The following is an 18,996-nucleotide window of genomic DNA, read 5'->3' on the forward strand; positions in this document are numbered from 1 at the left end:
ATTCGGTCTGCCGGTCTGCCGCTCTAGTAACTCGGCCGCGGATCTCCGGGCCCGGCCAAGTCCGTTGGGCGGATGAACGTGGCGGCGAGCTTCTCCGAGGCCCGGGCGAGGATGGCCACGTCGGCACCGACAAGCACGAAACTGGCGCCGGCCGCCAGATAGCGCTCAGCCGTGGCGGGAGCAAAGGCATTCACTCCCACGGGTTTGCCGAGCGCCGTTACGGCGCGAATGCAGCGAAGGGCCGAGGCGACGACGTCCGGGTGATCCTGCTGGCCGAGCAGGCCCATCGACGCGGCCAGGTCGGAGGGGCCAATGAACAGGCCGTCGATGCCGTCGACGGCGGCGATCTCGGAAACGTTGGCCACGGCATCCGTCGTCTCGATCTGCACGAACAGCGAAATCGTCTCGTTGGCGCTGGCCAGGTAATCGTCGATGCGGTTCCACCGGGAGGCACGGGCGAGGGCGCTGCCCACGCCGCGAACGCCGTGCGGCGGGTAGCGCACCGCGGCCACCATGTCGAGGGCCTGCTCGGCCGTGTCGATCATGGGAATGAGCAGGTTCTGCGCGCCGAGGTCGAGCAGTTGCTTCACGATGACGCGCTCGCCGGTCGGAGCGCGCACCAGCGGCACGATCGGGTAGCCGTGCACGGCCTGCAGCTGGCTGAGGGTCGACTCCAGTCCGTTGGGGCTGTGTTCGGTGTCGATCAGAAGCCAGTCGAGCCCGCTGCCGGCGCAGATTTCGGCCACGAGTGGACTGCCGGAGCACACCCACATGCCGATCTGCGCACGATCGGAGCCGGCCAGAACGTCGCGGAAAGTCGGCTCTGCTGTTACTCGAATCGGCATGTGATGGCTCCCAGTGGTCCATAGTCGGCGTGCACGGTGTCGCCCTGCTCCACCCACATCGGGCGGGTGAACGAGCCGGCCAGGATGATTTCCCCGGCCTCGAGGCTGGTTCCGTGCTGGGCCAGCTTGTTGGCCAACCAGTAGACGCCCGCCGCGGGGTGGTTCAGCACGGCCGCGGCCACGCCGGATTCCTCGATGGTCTGGTTGCGATACAGCAAGGCGGACACCCAGCGCAGGTCGATGTCGCCGACCTTCACCGGCGTGCCGCCCACAACCATTCCGCCCATCGCCGCGTTGTCGGAGATGGTATCGACGATGGTCCGGCCGGCCATCTCAATGCGCGAACTGAGAATCTCGAGGGCCGGAACCACGTAGTCCGTGGCGTCCAGCACATCGAACAGCGTGCAGTTGGGGCCGGACAGCGGCTTGCCGAGCACGAACGCCAGCTCGACCTCGATGCGCACGTTCGAGAAGCTGTCGAAACGGATGCTCGCGCCATTCTCGTAGACCTCGTCGCTGAAGATCACACCGTAATCGGGCTCGGTGATGCCGGTGGCGACCTGCATGACCTTGGAGGTCAGGCCGATCTTACGGCCGACCAGCCTTCGGCCGGCCGTGATGCCGCGTTCCTTCCACAGGCTCTGCACGGCGTAGGCGTCGTCGACGGTCATGTCGGGGTAGCGGGTGGTCAGCAGGGGAACCGTCGACCGGGTTGTGGCGGCCGCGACGAGTTCGTCGACGATCTCTTCAATGACTGGCTGGTCAAGCATGCGCACTGTCTCCTAGAGGGTGGTGCCGAGTTTGAAGCCGGCCAACTCGTCGTCCTTGCGAGTGTAGGAGAAACCGTCGGCGCCGACGGTCACGGCCATCTCGCTGGACTCGGTGCGTTCGATGACCGGCTGCGGGTTGCCGTCGAGGTCGAGCACGAGCGAGGCATCCGTGTACCAGCTGGGCACGACGGGGTTGCCCCACCAGTCGCGGCGCTGGTTGTCGTGCACGTCCCAGGTGACGACGGGGTTGTCGGGGTCGCCGGTGTAGTAGTCCTGCGTGTAGATCTCGACGCGGTGGCCGTCGGGGTCGCGCAGGTACAGGTAGAACGCGTTCGAGACGCCGTGGCGGCCCGGTCCGCGCTCGATCAGGTCGCTCTGGCGCAGTGCGCCGAGCTTGTCGCAGATGTAGATGATGTTGTGCTTCTCGTGGGTCGAGAACGCAATGTGGTGCATGCGCGGCCCGTTTCCGCCGGTGAGCGCGGTGTCGTGCACGGTGTCCTTGCGGCGCAGCCAGGCCGCGTACGTGACGCCATCGGAGTCCTGGATGTCTTCGGTGACCCGGAAGCCCAGGTCTTCGAGGTATTTGCGGCCGCGGCCGACGTCGGGCGTGACCTGGTTGAAGTGGTCGAGGCGCACCAGCGCGCCCGGTCCCTGCAGGTCGTAGCGCCAGGCGAGGCGTTCCACGTGGGTGGTGGCGAAGAAGAATTCGTAGGGGAAGCCGAGCGGGTCTTCGACGCGCACGCTGTCGCCGATTCCCTTGACAAAGCCCTCAGTGCGGCGTTCTGTGCGGCAGCCGAGTTCCTCATAGTAGGCCTCGGCGAGGTCGACGTCTTCGGGGCTGCGCACCCGGAACGCCATCGCGGCGACGGCGGCAACGGGCCCCTGGCGCAGCACGAGATTGTGGTGGATGAATTCTTCGAAGCTGCGCAGGTAGATTTCGGTATCGCTCTCCTCGGTGACGACGAGGCCGAGAATATCGACGTAGAACTCGCGGGACTTGGCCAGGTCGGTCACGACGATGTCCATGTAGGCGCAGCGCAGGATGTCAGGCGGGGTTGCGGTGGGGGTGGGGATCGGGCTGAGTGTCATGGGTTTCTCCTCGTTGAGGTTCGTTGAGTACAGATAAGCGGATGCGTAGGGCTGGCTATCAAGACAGCCAGCGTTGGTCCTGCGGCCGGGCCCACCTTCTGAACGCGGGCCCGGTTTATCAGCCGGGCCCCGTCCCTGGGTGGTGAGGGGCTAGTTGCCGCCGAAGCGGGGCGTGTGCACGGGGGCGAGCGTGATGTGCACGGCCTGAGAGTCGGTGTAGAAGTCGATCGACCGGTAGCCGCCTTCGTGGCCGAGGCCGGAGGCTTTCACGCCGCCGAACGGGGTGCGCAGGTCGCGCACGTTGTGCGAGTTGAGCCACACCATGCCGGCATCGACCGACTGCGCGAAGTTATGGGCGCGGGTCAGGTTCGTGGTCCAGATGTACGCGGCCAGCCCATACTTCACGCCATTGGCGAGGGCGAGCGCTTCGGCATCCGTGTCGAAGGGGGTGATGGCCACGACCGGGCCGAAGATCTCCTCCTGAAAGATGCGAGCGCTGGGAGCGACGTCGGCGAAGACAGTGGGGGAGACATAGTTGCCTTCCGTCAGGCCTTCCGGTCGACCGCCGCCGGCAAGCAGACGGCCCTCGGTCTTGCCGATTTCGACGTAACTCATGACCTTGGCGTAGTGCTCGGGGTGCACGAGCGCGCCGACCTCGGTCTTCGGATCGTGCGGGTCGCCGACCACGATTGCCTGGGCGCGGGCCGCATAGCGGGCGCAGAAATCATCGTAGATGGAGCGCTCAACCAGGATGCGGCTCGACGCTGTGCAACGCTCGCCGTTGAGTGAGAACACGCCGAACAGGGTGGAATCAATCGCGGCGTCGAGGTCGGCGTCGGCGAAGACGACGGCGGGCGACTTGCCGCCGAGCTCCATCGACATGCCCTTGAGGTTCGCGGCACAGTTGCGGTAGATGGTCTGGCCGGTCGTGGTCTCGCCGGTGAAGGAGATGAGCGGAACATCCGGATGCTTGACCAGCGCATCACCGGCCTCTTCACCGATGCCGTTAACCAGGTTGAAGACGCCGTCGGGTACCCCGGCGGTGGATAAGATCTCGGCCCAGAGGCTTGCCGACAGCGGCGTGAATTCGGCCGGCTTCAGCACGACGGTGCAGCCGGAGGCGAGCGCGGGGGCGAGCTTCCAGCTTTCGAGCATGAACGGGGTATTCCAGGGGGTGATCAGCCCGGCGACACCGACCGGCTTGCGGTTGACGTAGTTGATCTGCCGGCCTGGCACCTTGTAGGTGTCGTCGGCCTGCGCCACGATCAGGTCGGCGAAGAAGCGAAAGTTCTCGGCCGCGCGCTGCGCCTGTCCGAGTGCCTGGGTGATCGGCAGGCCGGTGTCGAAGGTTTCCAGCTCGGCCAGCCGGGCATCCTGCGCCTCGACGGCGTCGGCGATCGCGTGCAGTACCCGAGCGCGAGCGCGAGGCAGCATGCGCGGCCAGGGGCCGTTATCGAAGGCGTTCTTGGCGGCGGCGACGGCCAGGTCGATGTCGGCCTGCTGGCCGGCGGCCGCTGTGGCGTAGGTCTGGTTGGACACCGGGTCGAGCACGTCGAAGGTTTCGCCGCCGACACTGTCGACGAATTTGCCGCCGATGAAATGACGGATGCTGGTGGGCAGGTCAGCGGGCACGTAGTGCGTGGTCTGGACAGACGTCTGCGTCATGGTCAGGCTCTCTTTCTCGGGGACGGTTCGGGGGCTGAGTGGGGGGGAAGCGATTTCTGGTAGTCGAGGAAGGCATCCAGTGTGCCGGTGCGGTGCGCGCGCGCGGCCAGCTCGAGCGTGAGCACGTCGGAGCCCGACTCGATCAGCTGCAGCAGGTTTTCGTGCTCCGCAACGGAGTCGCGTGCGCGGCCGGGCACAAAGCTGAAGGTCGAGTCGCGCAGTACATTCATGCGGTTCCACCCGCGGTGCACGAGGTCGAGGATGTGCGGGTTCGGGCAGTTCTCGAACAGGATCGAGTGAAAGTCGAGGTTCAGTTCGGTGAACCGGTGTGGGTTCAAGTCTTCGAGGGAGGCTGCCATGGCCTGGTTCACCGAGCGGGCGCGTTCGATGTCGGCGGCGGTGATGAACGGTGCCGACAGCGCGGTCGCGACGCCCTCGACGACGCTCAGGGTCTGCATCGTGTAGAGATATTCGGTCTCCTCGAGCATGGCGACCTGCGCGCCGACGTTGCGCTCGAAGGTGACCAGTCCCTCCGCTTCGAGGCGACGAATCGCCTCTCGTACCGGGACGACGCTGACACCGAGCTCCTTGCCGATTGCGCCCAGCACCAAGCGGTAGCCCGGCGTGAACGTTCCGTCGGAGATGCGCGCTTTGACCCACTGATAGGCCAGTTGCGACTTGCTGACCGACGGCGCTGTTACTGCAGCCATTGCTGGTACCGTCCCTTCCACTTTGCGTTCATCGGGTACAGCCCGTCGACGCCCTCGCCGGCGGCGACCATCTCGGCGATGAAGGTTTCCTCGCGCTCCTGCTCGATCGCGTCGGTGACGACCTCCTCGATCAAGTGCGGCGGAATCACCAGGATGCCGTCGGCGTCACCGACGATCACATCGCCCGGCTGCACGGCCGCGCCGCCGCAGGCGATGGTGAGGTCGGTATCCCACGGCACATGCTTCCGGCCGAGTACGGCGGGATGCGCGTTGGCGAAGTAGGTGGGCATTTTTAGGGCGGTGACGGCGGCGACGTCGCGCACCCCGCCATCCGTCACCAGGCCGGCGGCGCCGTTCACCTGGGCGCGCAGGGCGAGGATATCGCCGACGGTGCCGGTGCCGGTCTCGCCGCGGGCCTCGATCACGAGCACATCGTCGGGGCGGAGGGAGTCGAAGGCGCGCTTTTGGGCGTTGTAGCCGCCGCCATGAGAGATGAAGAGGTCTTCCCGGTTGGGAATGAACCGCAGCGTGCGGGCGAGCCCGACCAGGCGCGCGCTCGGGCGAGTGGACTGCAGCCCGTCGATGGAGACGTTGTTCAGGCCGCGTTTGCGCAGCTGGGAGCTGAGCGTGGCGGTGCCGACCGAGTTGATTTTAGCCTTGAGCTCGTCAGTCAGAAGTGTCTTCGTGGGTAGCCCGGCCGCCTCCGCTGATCCCCACGCCTCGGCCCGTTGCAGATCGTCGATCTTCGGGCCGGCGCCGTATTCGGCCATGGCGATCGCGCCGGCGACGACGGGCGTGACCAGTCGACCGGTGCTGGGCGCGCCGGGCGCGGTGGGGGCATCCACTTCGACCTCGACCACGTCGCCGGGCTGCACGACGGAGGAACCGGCGGGGGTTCCGGTGAGAATGACATCGCCCGGTTCGAGGGTCATCAGCTGGGAGAGGTCGGCGACCAGACGGCCGAACCCGAAGGCCAAGTGCGCCGTGGTGTCGTCCTGCACCAACGCGCCGTTGACCCAGGTGCGCACCCGGAGGGCATCCGGTTGAATGTCTGTGGCATCGATCACCCTCGGGCCGAGCGGGGTGAAACCGTCGCCGCCCTTGGACTTCAGATTTGAGCCCTTGTCGGCGTAGCGCAGGTCGTAGACGCCGAAATCGTTGGCGGCGGTGACGCCGGAGATGGCCGCCCAGCCCTGCTCCGGGTTTATCCGACGGATGCTGTGGCCGATGATCAGGGCGATCTCGCCCTCGAAGGCGAGCAGTTCGGTGCCGGCCGGGCGTTCGATCGGGGTGCCGGAGGCGCTCACCGAGCTACCGGGCTTCAGGAAGTATGACGGCTGTTCCGGCCTGCGGCCGCGCTGGGCGATGCGGGAAGGATAGTTGAGGTGCAGGGCGATCACCTTGCCGGGGGTACCGGTGAATGGTGTGGGGTTCTGCATGTTATGTCCTCTCGCGGCGCTGCGTGTGTATCTGAAATCATATACGATCACCCGGAAGATGCAACCCCCTCATCGCCGTGAGGGTGCGCCGCTACACCCCAACCGTGCGCCGGTCGACAAGCCGGCCACTGGGTTCGCGCGTAGCGTGCTGACATGGGCGCAATGGTGGGCATGGCTGGGGGCAACGACCTCTGGGGCGAGGCCTGGATCGCCATTGCACTCATGCTCACCGGAACGAGCGTCGTCTGCGGGCTCGCCGCTTGGCGGCGACCTCGCTGCCCGTGGCGGGCGTTCATGGCTGCGACGGTCCTGATCGTGATGGTCATCTCGACGGTGGATATGGCCCTGCCGGGACGGCTGCTCTCACCGCTGGCCTGGGCCGCAGTGTTGCTGGCGCTGATGCTCGCGAGCCTGCCCGGAATTCGGCCAGGCGGAGCGCGCGGCGCCCGCAGGGTCGCAGCGCAACACGCGGCCGGGCTGCTCTTCATGTCGGTGATGTGGCTGGCCATGCTGACGGCTACATCCTCCGGCCCAGCGGATGCCGCAGCTGGCGCCACCCTGCACGCGGCACACACCCACCCGGCCGGGTCGCTACTGCTGCCACTGGGCTGGGTGCTGGTTGCGGCCTCCGTTCTCGTCGTTGTTCTCGTCATTCGAGTACCGCGCTGGCCGGTTGGCCGCTCGGGAACCCGGCAGCGCTGGGCGGCCGCGCAACACGCCAGCATGGGCCTGGCCATGTCGGCGATGACCGTCGGCATGATCGTTCCCTTGATGTTCAGCTGAAACACTGGCCGCCAGCAACCCTGTCGGTGGGCGCAGCTAGGCTATTACCGTCAGATCGACGGGCAGACAAAGTACTAGGAGATGCAATGACGGTTGTTACCGAAGCGCCAACGAACGAATCCGAGCTGCTCGCTCGTGTACCGAACCAGCTCTACATCAACGGCAAATGGGTCGCCGCCACCGGAGGCCGCACCCTCGATGTCACCGACCCGGCCACCGGCCGCGTCATCAAGACCATCGCCGACGCGAGCGTGGCCGACGGCACCGCAGCCCTCGACGCCGCCGACGCAGCCCAGGCCGATTGGGCCGCGACGCCCGCCCGCGCGCGGGGCGAAATCCTGCGCCGCGCCTTCGACCTGTTGCAGGAACGTAAGCAGGAATTTGCCCTGCTCATGACCATCGAAATGGGCAAGCCACTGCCCGAGGCGCTCGGCGAGGTCGCCTACGGCGGCGAATTCCTGCGCTGGTTCAGCGAAGAAGCGGTGCGCATCAGCGGCCGCTACGGCACCAACCCCGAGGGCACCGGTCGAATGATCGTCACCCAGCACCCGGTCGGCCCATGCTTTCTGATCACCCCGTGGAACTTTCCGCTCGCCATGGCGACGCGCAAGATTGCCCCGGCGCTCGCCGCCGGCTGCACCGTCGTCGTCAAACCGGCCGCGCTCACCCCGCTGACCACCCTGCACTTCGTGGCCCTGCTCGAAGAGGCCGGCCTGCCCGCCGGCGTCGTCAACGTCATCACGACGTCTCAGTCCGGCGTGGTCTCCGAGCCGATCATCGCCGACCCGCGCCTCCGCAAGCTCAGCTTCACCGGGTCGACCGCGGTTGGCAAATCGCTCATCAAGCTCTCCGCCGAGAACGTGCTGCGCACTTCGATGGAGCTCGGCGGCAACGCCCCGTTCGTCGTCTTCGCCGACGCCGACCTCGACAAGGCTGTGGAAGGCGCGCTCATCGCCAAATTCCGGAATATCGGCCAGGCGTGCACCGCGGCCAACCGCTTCATCGTGCACGAGTCCGTCGCCGCCGAATTCGCCCGGCGAATCACCGAACGCGTTGAAGCGTTCCAGATCGGCCGCGGCACCGAGGCTGGCATCACCATCGGCCCGCTGATCGATGGCAAGGCCGTCGCCAAGGCCGATTCCCTGGTACAAGATGCCCTGACCCGCGGCGCGACCCTGCTCACCGGCGGCGTCGCGATCGAGCGCGAGGGCACCTTCTACGCGCCGACAGTGCTGACCGACGTCAAGGCCGGCAGCGATATTCTGCGCGACGAAATCTTCGGCCCCGTGCTGGCAATCAGCACGTTCACTGACGAAGCGGATGCCGTGCGCCTCGCCAACGACACCGAGTTCGGCTTGATCAGCTATGTGTTCACGACCGATCTCGCGCGCGGCCAGCGCATGATCGAGAAGCTGCAGACCGGCATGATGGGTCTGAACACCGGCGTCGTCTCCAACGCCGCCGCACCGTTCGGCGGCGTCAAGCAGTCCGGCCTCGGCCGCGAGGGCGGGCTCGAGGGAATCCAGGAGTATCTCTCGACGAAGTACACGCTCACGCCGACGCCGTAAAACCGCGAGTTGCGGCAGGGTGCATCCGTTTCGCCCTCGACGAGAGAAATAAAGGAGTAAGTGGTTTCCCGCCCCGGGAAGGGCCACAGCAAGCGACGTCGGGTTTGCTGCTGTGGCCCCTTTGCTCGAGGGGGTACTGCAACCGAGTCGAAGGAAACTCACTATGCTGGTGCGCGCGGAGGTCGACACTCGGAGTGTCCGGCCGAAGCGCCCCTGCCCGGTTCGTGTTTCGGCCCGAAGGACCCACACTCACGTGAGCGCACCCACCGACGATGACGCGGCTCTGGCCCGCGCCTTTCAAGACGGTGAGGAGCGTGCCCTCGCTGCGGCTTACGCGCGCTGGTCGCCCCTGGTTTTCACGATCGCCGTGCGCTCCCTCGCCAATGCGGCTGACGCCGAGGACGTCACCCAGAAGGTGTTCATCGCCGCCTGGCGGGGGCGCGCCGGGTTCGACCCGGCCCGTTCTCGACTGCCAGCCTGGCTGATCGGCATCACGAGGCACGTGGTCGCCGACACGCATGAGGCCCGCAGCCGACAGCGGCGGCTCGAAGAGTCCCTCGCGGCGACCATCCCGGCCCATCGGGTCGACGACAGCGTGAGCGTGGTCAATCGCGTGCTGGTCAGCGATGAAATCGACCGGCTCGAACCAGTGCCACGGCAGGTGATGCGCCTGGCCTTTTTCGATGATCTCACCCAGGTGCAGATCGCCGACAGTCTCGGGCTGCCGCTCGGCACGGTGAAGAGCCACATGCGGCGCAGCCTGACCCGCCTCCGCACCCGGCTGGAGGTGTCCGATGACTCCTATTGATGGCGCCCACATTTCCGCAGACGACCTGCACCTGCTCGCTCTGGCCGAACAGGGCGCGAGCGCCGGCGAGCGTGCCCATCTCGCCGCCTGCGCCGAGTGCGCGGAGGAATACCTCGCCCTGCGGCAGGTCGTGCAACTCGGTCGGGCCGCCGGGTCTGATCCGCTGCTCATGCCGCCGGCGGGTGTTTGGGCGCTCATTCATGTCGAGCTCGGGCTGAGCGATGCCGTGCGCACCCCACCTCCCTTCGCAACGACCCCTGACGTGACGGCTGCTGCGGCCCAGCCCCGCGCATCCGCTTCGCCGGTCGCCGCGTCCCTTCCGGTCGAATCGACGCCCGAACCGTTGAGCGCGCCCGCGGTCGCGCCGGCACCGGTTCGCTCGCTGCCGCGCCGCCGCTGGGTGCCGTTCGCGGCGGCCGCCGGCGTGATCGGCCTGGTCGGCGGCATCGCCTTCGGTGTCGCGAGTACGGCCGGCCCGCCGGCTGAACGGATCGTGGCCGAAGCGGCCCTGGACGCCCTGCCCGGCTGGGCCGCGAGCGGCTCGGCCCGGGTAGAGCAGGCAGCCGACGGCCGCCGCTCGGTCGTGGTCGACCTCGATGCGCCAGCCATCCAGGGCTCGGGTTCGCGCGAGGTCTGGCTGCTCAAAGCGGATGCCTCCGGCCTGGTCAGCATCGGATTCCTGGACGGCTCCACCGGCCGTTTCGCCATCCCGGCCAGCGTCGACCTCACCCAGTACCCGCTGGTCGACGTGTCGGCCGAACCGGCCGACGGTGACCCGGCCCACTCCGGTGACTCGATCGTGCGCGGAGCGCTGCACAAACTCTGATTGCGAAATACTTGCTGCCGATGCATCCGAAACGCGCCCGGCCGGAGAAGTTGTTACCAGGAAGGCACAGCCGCCTTCCGTATCGACCCACTGGAGGTAGCAATGCGCAAGTCCCTCGCCGTCGGAATCTCCGCCGGCCTTCTCGTCGCCCTCGCCGGGCTCGCGCCGGCCCAGGCGGCCGTGCCGGCAGCATCCGCTTCGCCGGGTACGGCATCCGTCTCGGTGCTGCACGCCATTCCCGGGCTCTCCCTCGACATCTCGGTCGACGGCCGCGTCGTCGTCGACGACTTCATGCCGGGAACCCTGCTCGGCCCGCTGAAGATCGCGGCCGGCACCCATACCGTCGACATCTCCGCGTCGAACCCGCTCGAGGTGGGCGTGGGCGCGAACGGCGTTCCGCTGCCGGCGATTGCGATCAGTGGTTCAACCACCGTCACGGTCACGGCCAATCGAAGCTTCACGGCCGTGGCCCACCTGAGTGACGCCGGCCTCCCCACCGCCACCCTGTTCAACGACGACACCACGCCGTTGGCGCCCGGGCAGGGTCGCCTCACAGTGCGGCACGTTGCGGCCGCACCCGCCGTCGACGTGCTCGCGAACGGCGCGGTCGCCGTCGCCGGCCTGATCAACCCGTCGCAGACCGTGCTCGACCTGCCGGTCGGCTCGATCAGTGCCGTCGTTGCCGCCGCCGGAACCACTGCTCCGCTGCTCGGCCCGGCCGACGTCACGATCGCCCCGCGCACCAACACCATCGTCTATGCCTGGGGGAGTCTCGCCGATAGCAACCTCGCATTGTTCGTGCAGACGGTGCGCACGCGGGCCGCAGCGCCGGCATCAGTTTCGGTGCTGCACGCCATCCCGGGCGTCGTGGTCGACGTCTATGTCGACAACACGAAGGTCATCGACGACTTCGAACCCGGCACCCTCACCAAAACGTTCCGCATTCCGGCCGGCAGCTACACTCTTGCCATCACCGCAGCGGATGCCCCCGACGCGAGCGCTCCCGTGATCGGCCCGGTCGATCTCACGGTCGCGTCCGGTGGTAATTACACGGCGGTCGCTCACCTCAGCGAGGCCGGATTGCCCACCGCGGCCCTGTTCACCAATGACAGGTCGGCGCCCGGCGCCGGCCAGGGTCGACTGACGGTTCGCCATGTGGCCGCGGCTCCCGCCGTGGACGTGCTCGCCAACGGCGTCCCGGCCATCACCGGCCTGACCAACCCGAACGAGTCCGTTCTGGTGCTGCCGGTCGGCACCATCTCAGCCTCGGTCGCGGCCGCCGGAACGACGGCGGCGCTCATCGGCCCGGCGGACGTGGAAATTGCAGTGAACACGAACACCATCGTCTACGCCTGGGGCAGCCTCGCAGATGGCACCCTCGCCCTGGCCGTGCAGACCGTGTCCACGAAGTAGCTCCGGCCTCCGAAGTTCGTTTGTATCATCGCCCGTCGGGGGCTGATTCAGGAAATCCAGCTGGGTGCATCTGTCGTACCGGGTGTTTCCGGGCGCGTTGGATGCCGGCGTCGCCTATTTTCCTGAATTCGCCCCCAGAAGGTGCTGGGAGTCGGGGCCAGGACTCGGGCGACGGACCGCTGGCTAGACTTTGCGGATGCCCCTGATCGCGATCGACGACCTGAGCGACCCGAGACTGGTCGACTACGCCCACCTCACCGATGTCGCGCTGAAGAAGGCCCGCGGAACCGAGCACGGGCTCTACATCGCCGAATCGGCCCTCGTGCTCGAGCGGGCCCTGCGCGCTGGGCACATTCCGCGGTCGGTGCTCGCGCTCGGCAACACGGCCGATGAGGCTCTCGCTGTGCTCGGCGTCTACGCGGCCGAGGTGCCCGTGTTCGTCGGCCCCGGCGACATGCTCGCCGACCTCACCGGGTACATTCTGCATCGCGGCCTGATCGCGTCGATGAACCGGCCCGCGCTGCCCAGCGCCGACACCCTGCTTGCCGGTGCACGCCGCATCGTGATCCTCGAAAACGTATCGGATCCGACCAACGTCGGTGCCATCTTTCGCTCGGCCGGTGCCATTGGAGCGGATGCGATTCTGGTCACGCCCCGCTGCTCCGACCCGTTCTACCGCCGGGCCATCCGGGTGTCGATGGGCACCGTGCTGCAGGTGCCGTGGACCCGCGTCGGCGACTGGACCGACACCCGTGCCCTGCTCACCCGGCATGGTTTTCACGTGGCCGCCCTCGCGCTGACGCCTGATGCTGTCAGCCTGCGCGACTTCGACGGCACCAGCCATGATCGCCTGGCCCTGCTGCTCGGCGCCGAGGGTGAGGGGCTCACCCCCGAGGCACTCGCCCTGTCGGACAGCGTGGTGCAAATTCCGATGAAGCACGGTATCGACTCGCTCAACGTCGCCGCGGCGAGCGCCGTCGCGATGTGGGCGCTGTCGGGTTAACCGGCGTGCGGGCATCCGCTGTCGAGACCGTGGGTCCGCCGCGGGCCTAGGCTGGGGTCATGAGCAATGAAGCTGTCATCATCGACGTTCTGCGCACCCCCTCGGGCCGGGGCAAGCCCGGGGGAGCCCTTGACGGAATCCATCCGGCCGACCTCCTGGCCACCGTTCTGCACGAACTGGTCAGCCGTAACAACCTCGACCCGGCACTGATCGACGACGTCATCGGCGGCTGCGTCAGCCAGGCCGGAGAGCAGGGCAACAACGTCACCCGCACAGCCCTGCTCTCCGCCGGATTTCCGCACACCGTGCCGGGCACCACGATCGACCGCCAGTGCGGGTCCAGCCAGCAGGCCGCCGCCTTCGCCGCCCAGGCTGTGATGAGCGGCAGTTCCGACGTGGTCATCGCCTGCGGCGTTGAATCGATGAGCCGGGTGCCGCTCGGCTCCACTGCCGGCGGACAGGACCCGTTCGGCACCCTCATGCACGAGCGTTACCCCGACGGCCTGGTCAACCAAGGAGTGTCAGCCGAGCTCATCAACCAGAAATACAACCTCGGCCGCGACGCCCTCGATAATTACGCGGCCCGTTCCCACCGTCTGGCCGCCTCTGCGGCGGAACGCGGCGACTTCGGCGGCGAAATCGTGGCCGTCACCCGGCCGGACGGCACCGTCGTCACCGAGGACGAGACCATCCGACCCGGCACCTCGCACGCCGGGCTCGCCGGCCTCCGCCCCGCCTTTCGCACCGATGCGCTCGCCGCCCGGTTTCCCAAGCTCGGCTGGCATGTCACGGCCGGCAATTCGTCCCCGCTCACCGACGGGGCCTCGGCGACGCTGATCATGAGCGCCAAGCGGGCCGCGCAGCTCGGGCTGAACCCCCGCGCCCGCTTCCATAGTTTCACCGTTGTGGGGAGCGACCCGATGCTCATGCTGACCGGCGTGATCCCGGCGACTCAGCGCATCCTCGCGCGGTCCGGCCTCGGCATCGACGACATCGACGCGTACGAGATCAACGAGGCGTTCGCGAGCGTGCCGCTGGCCTGGCTGCGCGAGATCGGTGCCGATCCCGATTGCCTCAACCCGCGCGGCGGCGCCATTGCCCTCGGCCACGCGCTCGGTTCCTCGGGCACCCGACTGCTCGGAACGCTGCTCAACCACCTCGAAATGACCGGCGGCCGGTGGGGCCTGCAGGCCATGTGCGAGGGTGGCGGCATGGCTAACGCCACCCTCATTGAGAGGCTCTGATGCGCGATTTCGCGATCGCCACACGCTTGATGGAAAGGCTCTGATGCAGATTGACGGATGCTCTGCCCTCATTACCGGAGGCGCCTCCGGCCTCGGTCTAGCCTGCGTTCGCACGCTGCACGCGGCCGGGGCCTTCGTGGTGCTGCTCGACCTGCCGGGCGCTCCCGGCGAACAAATCGCGGCCTCCCTGGGCGACCGCGCCCGGTTTGTAGCCGGCGACGTCACGAGCGCGGGCGACGTGCAGAGTGCCGTCGACGCCGCCGTGGCGCAGGGGCCGGTGCGTATCGTGATCAACTGTGCCGGCATTGCGCCCGGCGCTCGCACGGTCGGCCGGGATGGACCGCTGCCGCTCGAAGACTTTGAGCGGGCCATCCGAATCAATCTGGTCGGTACCTTCAACGTCGTGCGGCTGGCCGCCGCCGCGATGCAGCGCACTGAACCCGTGGGGAGCCCGGACCGTCAGGGCGGCGCTGAACGCGGCGTCATCGTGAACACGGCCTCGGTCGCCGCCTTCGACGGTCAGATCGGGCAGGCGGCTTATGCCGCGTCCAAGGGCGGCGTCGCCGCGATGACCCTTCCGCTGGCTCGCGAATTCGCGCAGAGCCTGATTCGGGTGATGTCGATTGCACCCGGCATCTTCGACACCCCCATGCTGCAGGGGCTGCCCCAGCCGGTGCGGGACTCCCTGGGCGCTCAGGTGCCGCATCCGTCCCGGCTCGGCGACCCGACTGAGTTCGCATTCCTGGTGCGGCATATCATCGAAAATCCCATGCTCAATGGAGAAACTATCCGACTTGACGGGGCGATTCGGATGCAGCCGAAGTAGTCAGCCCGCCAGCGATGGCCTGCAGGGCGGCGACGTGCACGCGCATTGCTGCCCGGCCACCGTGAGTCGCCCGAAGCCAGGTTCGCGGGCGATTGGCCACGTAGCCCTTACGCACGCCCACATAGCCGACCGCGTTGAGCGTGGCAATAGCTTTACTGAGCGCCGAATCGTCGGTCTCGAGCAGGTCGCGCAGCGTGGCGAAGTCGATTTCGGCATCGGGCCCGACCGCGGCCATGAGCGAAAAGCGCAACGGGGTCAGCAGGGCGTCATCGAGTCCGTGCCGCGGATGATGGCGCTCGGTCATGATCGGGCGCCGCGAACGGCGGCGACCACCAGCGGCGCGGCCACGATCAGGCCACCGACCACGCCGACCAGCGGGGTATTCCAGGGGGTGCGGGCGAGCACGACTGCCAGCGTCACCAGCAGGGTGAACGAGGTGCCGTAGGCGGCCCACTCGCGGCTGCCCCACACTGCTCCGAGGCTCGGCAGCCCCCAGCGGGATGAGATCAGGGCAAGGAGTATAACCAGCCCGATGACCAGCGCTAGCCCGGTGAGGGCGGACCAGCTGAAGGTCGCGAGCATGCCGGTGAGGCCCAGATAGAGGCCGAGGCTCGCGGTCATGATGCGGGCCGGACGGCCCGGTTCGATGGGCGCGACCGGTCTCGACCGAGGCCCGGCCCGGCGGGCCGCTTTCAGGCCCAGCCCGGCCAGCGGAACGGCCGGCGCCGCAGCGGCGACGAGGTTCAAGCCCCACGGATAGCTCACGTCCAGGACACTCAGCCCGGCGAGGAGCAGAAACGGAATCAGCCCGATCAGCGCAGAGACGAGGTACGGCCGATGCGCGCGAACTACCCCAACGCGGTCGCGCACCCCCATGACCAACTGGGTGAGCACGAGAAAGGGAATAAGCAGCATGGTGCCGTAGGCATAGCCGCCCGGTCCTGCTCCCGACACGGCCTCCTGCGTCTGGTTGCCGAACAGCAGCAGGAACACGCTGAGGTAGATGAACATCGCCGCAGCGATACCGAATTGAGTTCGGGCCAGCACGCGATGATCGACAGCCGCGTCGGCACGGGCGCTCGCGGCGGCGCCGGCCTCGAGCAGGTGCGCGGCACCCGCTGCGTCAATACGTTGCCCATCGGTCGGACTCATGGTGTTTCCTTACCTCGTGCCGGTGCGGCGAGTGGATGCCCGCCCTGGCTGCCTGCTTGAAGGCTAGCAGGTACTTTCCATATGGAAAGTGAATCGTGACCGGCGCCACCGAGCGGTTAGTGTCGAAGTAACGACTCGGCAGGGAGCACCATCGCATGGCAGTCATATTCGGCGCGATCCTCATTCTTTTCGGCTTCGCCTGCGGGATCGCCTACGCGGTCTGGCTGTCCCGCGCCAACGCCGGGGTCGTGATCCCACTGATGCGCACGGCGCCGACCCAGCCACGGGCATCCACTCTGTTGAATATCGGTGCGGTCGTTCTCGTGATCTGGGGTGCCAACCTCATGACGGCCGAGGTCGGCCCGTGGGCGTTCGTGCTGCTGTTCATCGCCGTTCTGGTGCCGTTCAATCTGGTGCGGTTCCGGCACAATGCGCGGGTTGACGCGCTGGCGCAGCGCTGATGGATTTGCTGCTCGGCGTCGTGCTCATTGTCGTTGCGTCAGCCCTCGGCCTGGTGGAAGCCGCGAAATTATCGGGGCAGAACCGGGGTTCGGAAACATTTGTGCGGGCTGCCGGTCGCCAGAAGCCGCCGAGTTTGTTCTGGAGAATGCTCCAGATCGCGATCCTGGTATCCGGCGTCGGGATCTTGCGCCACGAACTGGGCGAGTGGGCGTATCTGATTTTCGGGGTCGTTATCGTGCTGCCGCTCGTCTTCGGCCTGTGGCGCAACGCGCGCCGGCCGGCTAACGCCTGATCAGGCTCGCACTGACTCAGACGTCAGGGTCAGGACGCTAGCGCCGCCGCCGGCTGCTGCTGCGTGATGCAGTGGATGCCGCCCCCACGCGCGAACAACGGCCGCGCGTCGACTGACACCACCCGTCTCCCCGGGTAGGCGGCGGCGAGCAGGTCCCGGGCCTTGGCATCGGCTCTCTCGTCACCGAAACTGCAGGCAATGACGCCGCCGTTGACCACGAGGTGGTTGACGTAGTTGTAATCCACGAACCCCTCGTCGTCGCGCAACACGGCGGGTGCCGGCAGACCGATGATCGTGAACGATCGCCCGGCCGCATCGTGTTCTGCCGCCAGCAGCGCCCGGAATTCGCGGGTCAGCGGGTAGTCGGGATGCGCGGGATCGTTCTGCGCGTGCAGCAGAATCGTGCCCGGCGACGAGATCGTTGCGACCATGTCGATGTGCCCGCGGGTGCCGAAGCGTTGCTGGTCGCGGGTGAGGCCGCGCGGGAGCCAGACGACGTGCTCGGCACCGATCGTGCGGCGCAGTTCCGCCTCGACCGAGGTGCGTGTTGCGCCGGGATTGCGCCCGGGATCGAGCTGCACGCTCTCCGTCGCCAGCACTGTGCCCGCGCCGTCGACGTGGATGCCGCCGCCCTCGTTCACAAGGGGCGACGACACGGCGACCGCCCCGGCGGCATCCGCTACGAAACGGCCGATTTTCGAATCGTGATCCCAGCTGGCCCAGTCCTGGCCGCCCCAGCCGTTGAAGGTCCAGTCCACGGCCCCCAGCCGGCCGTCCACGTTGCGCACGAAGCTCGGGCCGATGTCGCGCATCCAGCTGTCGTTCAACTCGGCTTCCACAACTTCGATTTCGCTGCCGAGGTAGCGCGTGGCGTCGGCGCGGGCGGCCGGGTCGACGACCATGGTCACCGGTTCGAAATCGGCGATCGCATGCGCGACGGCAGCCCAGGTTCGGCGCGCCTCGTGCGCCGACTCAGCGGTATCGCCGAGGGTGTAGCCGCCGGCCGGAAAAGCCATCCAGACCCTCTCTTGCGGCGCGGTTTCGGCCGGCATCCGCCAGGTCATGCGCGCTCCGACCCAAACGGATGCGCCGGGTCGGCCGCCGCCGTCAGGCCGGCGTAGCTGTCGGGGCGGCGCGTGGCCAGGAACGGGAACAGGGTGAGCCACTCCTCGCGCTGGGCCAGGTCAAGGTCGGCCACGAGTGCGACGGATTCGCCGCGCGGCGCCTGCACCAGCACGCGTCCGAACGGGTCGGAGATGAACGACGAACCGTAGAAGGTGAGGTCGCCCTCGTCGCCGTGCCGATTCGGCACGACGATGAACAGTCCGCTGGTGATGCCGTTGGCCACGATGACCTGCTGCCAGATCGGCTGGGTGTCAAAGTTTGGAAAGAGCGGCTCTGAGCCGATCGCGGTCGGGTAGGCGAGAATCTCCGCGCCGCCGAGCCCATACAGCCGGGAGACCTCGGGAAACCACTCGTCCCAGCAGGTCGGCAGGCCGAGGCGGGCACCCGCCACTGTGTAGACCGGGTAGGCGTCCGCGGCGGGCCCGGGCCGAAAGTAGGTGTCCTCGTAGTAGCCCGCGGTGACCGGAATGTGCGTTTTGCGGGTGCGGCCGAGCAGTTCGCCGGCCGGCGACGCCATAATGGCCGTGTTGTAGCCGCGCGGATCGGTCGGCTCGTCGGTGTCAGCCGGTCGTTCGAACAGGGACGCGTGCACGATGACATTGTGCAGCCGGGCCTGGGCAGTCGCGAATTCGAAGGTGGGGCCGGTCAGGAGTGGTTCGGCATCCGCTTTGGGTGTGCCGGTGGCCCGCACGTTTCCGGGGTACTTACTGAGGGTCAGTTCGGCCAGGAACACGATTCGGGCGCCGGCCTCAGCCGCCAACCGGATGCCCTCCGCCAGCTCCGCCCGAAGCGTCGCCGCGTCCGCGTGCCACCGATGCTGCACGAGGCCGACGCGCAGGGGGAGGCGGTCGGGCTCGCTGACCCGGGTGGGCGACGCGGGGCTGGACGGGGCCTCGATCAGGCGCATGCTGTTCTCCTGGCGATTCTTATTGATCAAGTGATCAACAATCTCTGATCAAACTATATACACTGGGGT

General features: G+C 67.6%; 19 protein-coding genes and 2 pseudogenes. 11 read left to right on the top strand and 10 right to left on the bottom strand.

Annotated features, from left to right (window positions below; all coding sequences use genetic code 11):
- Nucleotides 1-23: 23 nt before the first annotated feature.
- The 6 genes from QMF22_RS02220 to QMF22_RS02245 form a co-directional block, all read right to left on the bottom strand.
- Entirely contained in the window at nt 24-845 is an 822-nt protein-coding gene (locus tag QMF22_RS02220) for an HpcH/HpaI aldolase family protein (RefSeq protein ID WP_283449922.1), read from the bottom strand.
- Nucleotides 830-1,615 carry a 2-oxo-hept-4-ene-1,7-dioate hydratase gene (gene hpaH, locus QMF22_RS02225; protein WP_283449923.1) on the bottom strand — a complete coding sequence of 262 codons (786 nt, stop codon included), beginning with the start codon at nt 1,613-1,615 and terminating at the stop codon, nt 830-832. The genes QMF22_RS02220 and hpaH overlap by 16 nt, the downstream gene beginning before the upstream one ends.
- 12 nt (nt 1,616-1,627) lie before the next feature.
- Nucleotides 1,628-2,704 (bottom strand): 3,4-dihydroxyphenylacetate 2,3-dioxygenase, encoded by a 1,077-nt coding sequence (gene hpaD, locus QMF22_RS02230; RefSeq protein WP_283449924.1) that lies wholly within the window; start codon nt 2,702-2,704, stop codon nt 1,628-1,630.
- 150 nt (nt 2,705-2,854) lie between these two features.
- Nucleotides 2,855-4,369: a 5-carboxymethyl-2-hydroxymuconate semialdehyde dehydrogenase gene (gene hpaE / locus QMF22_RS02235; protein ID WP_283449925.1), complete on the bottom strand. Its 1,515-nt coding sequence runs from the start codon at nt 4,367-4,369 to the stop codon at nt 2,855-2,857.
- 2 nt (nt 4,370-4,371) lie between these two features.
- Complete coding sequence (locus tag QMF22_RS02240; RefSeq protein ID WP_283449926.1) at nt 4,372-5,079, bottom strand: GntR family transcriptional regulator; 708 nt, start codon at nt 5,077-5,079, stop codon at nt 4,372-4,374.
- Nucleotides 5,067-6,518, bottom strand: a complete 1,452-nt coding sequence (locus QMF22_RS02245) for a fumarylacetoacetate hydrolase family protein (protein ID WP_283449927.1) — start codon at nt 6,516-6,518, stop codon at nt 5,067-5,069. Before QMF22_RS02245 ends, QMF22_RS02240 begins: the two co-directional genes overlap by 13 nt.
- A gap of 153 nt (nt 6,519-6,671) precedes the next feature.
- Between QMF22_RS02245 and QMF22_RS02250 the strand changes: the two genes are divergently transcribed.
- From QMF22_RS02250 to QMF22_RS02285, 9 genes and pseudogenes are all read left to right on the top strand, one after another.
- Nucleotides 6,672-7,301, top strand: a complete 630-nt coding sequence (locus QMF22_RS02250) for a hypothetical protein (protein ID WP_283449928.1) — start codon at nt 6,672-6,674, stop codon at nt 7,299-7,301.
- A gap of 86 nt (nt 7,302-7,387) precedes the next feature.
- Nucleotides 7,388-8,869 (top strand): NAD-dependent succinate-semialdehyde dehydrogenase, encoded by a 1,482-nt coding sequence (locus QMF22_RS02255; protein ID WP_283449929.1) that lies wholly within the window; start codon nt 7,388-7,390, stop codon nt 8,867-8,869.
- Nucleotides 8,870-9,122: 253 nt separating this feature from the next.
- Nucleotides 9,123-9,677, top strand: coding sequence for an RNA polymerase sigma factor (locus tag QMF22_RS02260; RefSeq protein WP_283449930.1), 555 nt, complete (start codon nt 9,123-9,125; stop codon nt 9,675-9,677).
- The gene (locus QMF22_RS02265) at nt 9,664-10,503 is read left to right on the top strand and encodes an anti-sigma factor (protein WP_283449931.1); all 840 of its coding nucleotides are present in this window, start codon (nt 9,664-9,666) and stop codon (nt 10,501-10,503) included. Before QMF22_RS02260 ends, QMF22_RS02265 begins: the two co-directional genes overlap by 14 nt.
- Nucleotides 10,504-10,605: 102 nt before the next feature.
- Nucleotides 10,606-11,082 (top strand): annotated as a pseudogene (locus tag QMF22_RS17435) (DUF4397 domain-containing protein); the annotation flags it as partial.
- A 213-nt stretch (nt 11,083-11,295) separates the two neighbouring features.
- Nucleotides 11,296-11,904 (top strand): annotated as a pseudogene (locus QMF22_RS17440) (DUF4397 domain-containing protein); the annotation flags it as partial.
- Nucleotides 11,905-12,112: 208 nt separating this feature from the next.
- Nucleotides 12,113-12,919: a TrmH family RNA methyltransferase gene (locus QMF22_RS02275; protein ID WP_283449933.1), complete on the top strand. Its 807-nt coding sequence runs from the start codon at nt 12,113-12,115 to the stop codon at nt 12,917-12,919.
- A 59-nt stretch (nt 12,920-12,978) separates the two neighbouring features.
- Nucleotides 12,979-14,163, top strand: a complete 1,185-nt coding sequence (locus QMF22_RS02280; protein ID WP_283449934.1) for a thiolase family protein — start codon at nt 12,979-12,981, stop codon at nt 14,161-14,163.
- Nucleotides 14,164-14,206: 43 nt separating this feature from the next.
- Nucleotides 14,207-14,989, top strand: a complete 783-nt coding sequence (locus QMF22_RS02285; protein WP_283449935.1) for a 3-hydroxyacyl-CoA dehydrogenase — start codon at nt 14,207-14,209, stop codon at nt 14,987-14,989.
- Here QMF22_RS02285 and QMF22_RS02290 read toward each other — a convergent pair.
- Complete coding sequence (locus tag QMF22_RS02290) at nt 14,949-15,293, bottom strand: transcriptional regulator (RefSeq protein ID WP_283449936.1); 345 nt, start codon at nt 15,291-15,293, stop codon at nt 14,949-14,951. The two genes, QMF22_RS02285 and QMF22_RS02290, sit on opposite strands and share 41 nt — an antisense overlap.
- Entirely contained in the window at nt 15,290-16,141 is an 852-nt protein-coding gene (locus QMF22_RS02295; protein WP_283449937.1) for a hypothetical protein, read from the bottom strand. The genes QMF22_RS02290 and QMF22_RS02295 overlap by 4 nt, the downstream gene beginning before the upstream one ends.
- Nucleotides 16,142-16,296: 155 nt before the next feature.
- On the opposite strand from QMF22_RS02295, the gene QMF22_RS02300 reads away from it, so the two are divergent.
- On the top strand, nt 16,297-16,602 hold the full coding sequence (locus QMF22_RS02300) for a hypothetical protein (protein ID WP_283449938.1): 306 nt from the start codon (nt 16,297-16,299) through the stop codon (nt 16,600-16,602).
- Nucleotides 16,602-16,895 carry a hypothetical protein gene (locus QMF22_RS02305; protein ID WP_283449939.1) on the top strand — a complete coding sequence of 98 codons (294 nt, stop codon included), beginning with the start codon at nt 16,602-16,604 and terminating at the stop codon, nt 16,893-16,895. The genes QMF22_RS02300 and QMF22_RS02305 overlap by 1 nt, the downstream gene beginning before the upstream one ends.
- 29 nt (nt 16,896-16,924) lie before the next feature.
- On the opposite strand, the gene QMF22_RS02310 is transcribed toward QMF22_RS02305, so the two are convergent.
- Both QMF22_RS02310 and QMF22_RS02315 read right to left on the bottom strand, forming a co-directional pair.
- Nucleotides 16,925-17,959 (bottom strand): agmatine deiminase family protein, encoded by a 1,035-nt coding sequence (locus QMF22_RS02310; protein WP_283449940.1) that lies wholly within the window; start codon nt 17,957-17,959, stop codon nt 16,925-16,927.
- Nucleotides 17,956-18,927, bottom strand: coding sequence for a nitrilase-related carbon-nitrogen hydrolase (locus QMF22_RS02315; protein ID WP_283449941.1), 972 nt, complete (start codon nt 18,925-18,927; stop codon nt 17,956-17,958). Before QMF22_RS02315 ends, QMF22_RS02310 begins: the two co-directional genes overlap by 4 nt.
- Between the last annotated feature and the right edge of the window lie 69 nt (nt 18,928-18,996).

It is taken from the genome of Cryobacterium sp. PH31-L1, assembly GCF_030063145.1.
Taxonomy (GTDB): domain Bacteria; phylum Actinomycetota; class Actinomycetes; order Actinomycetales; family Microbacteriaceae; genus Cryobacterium.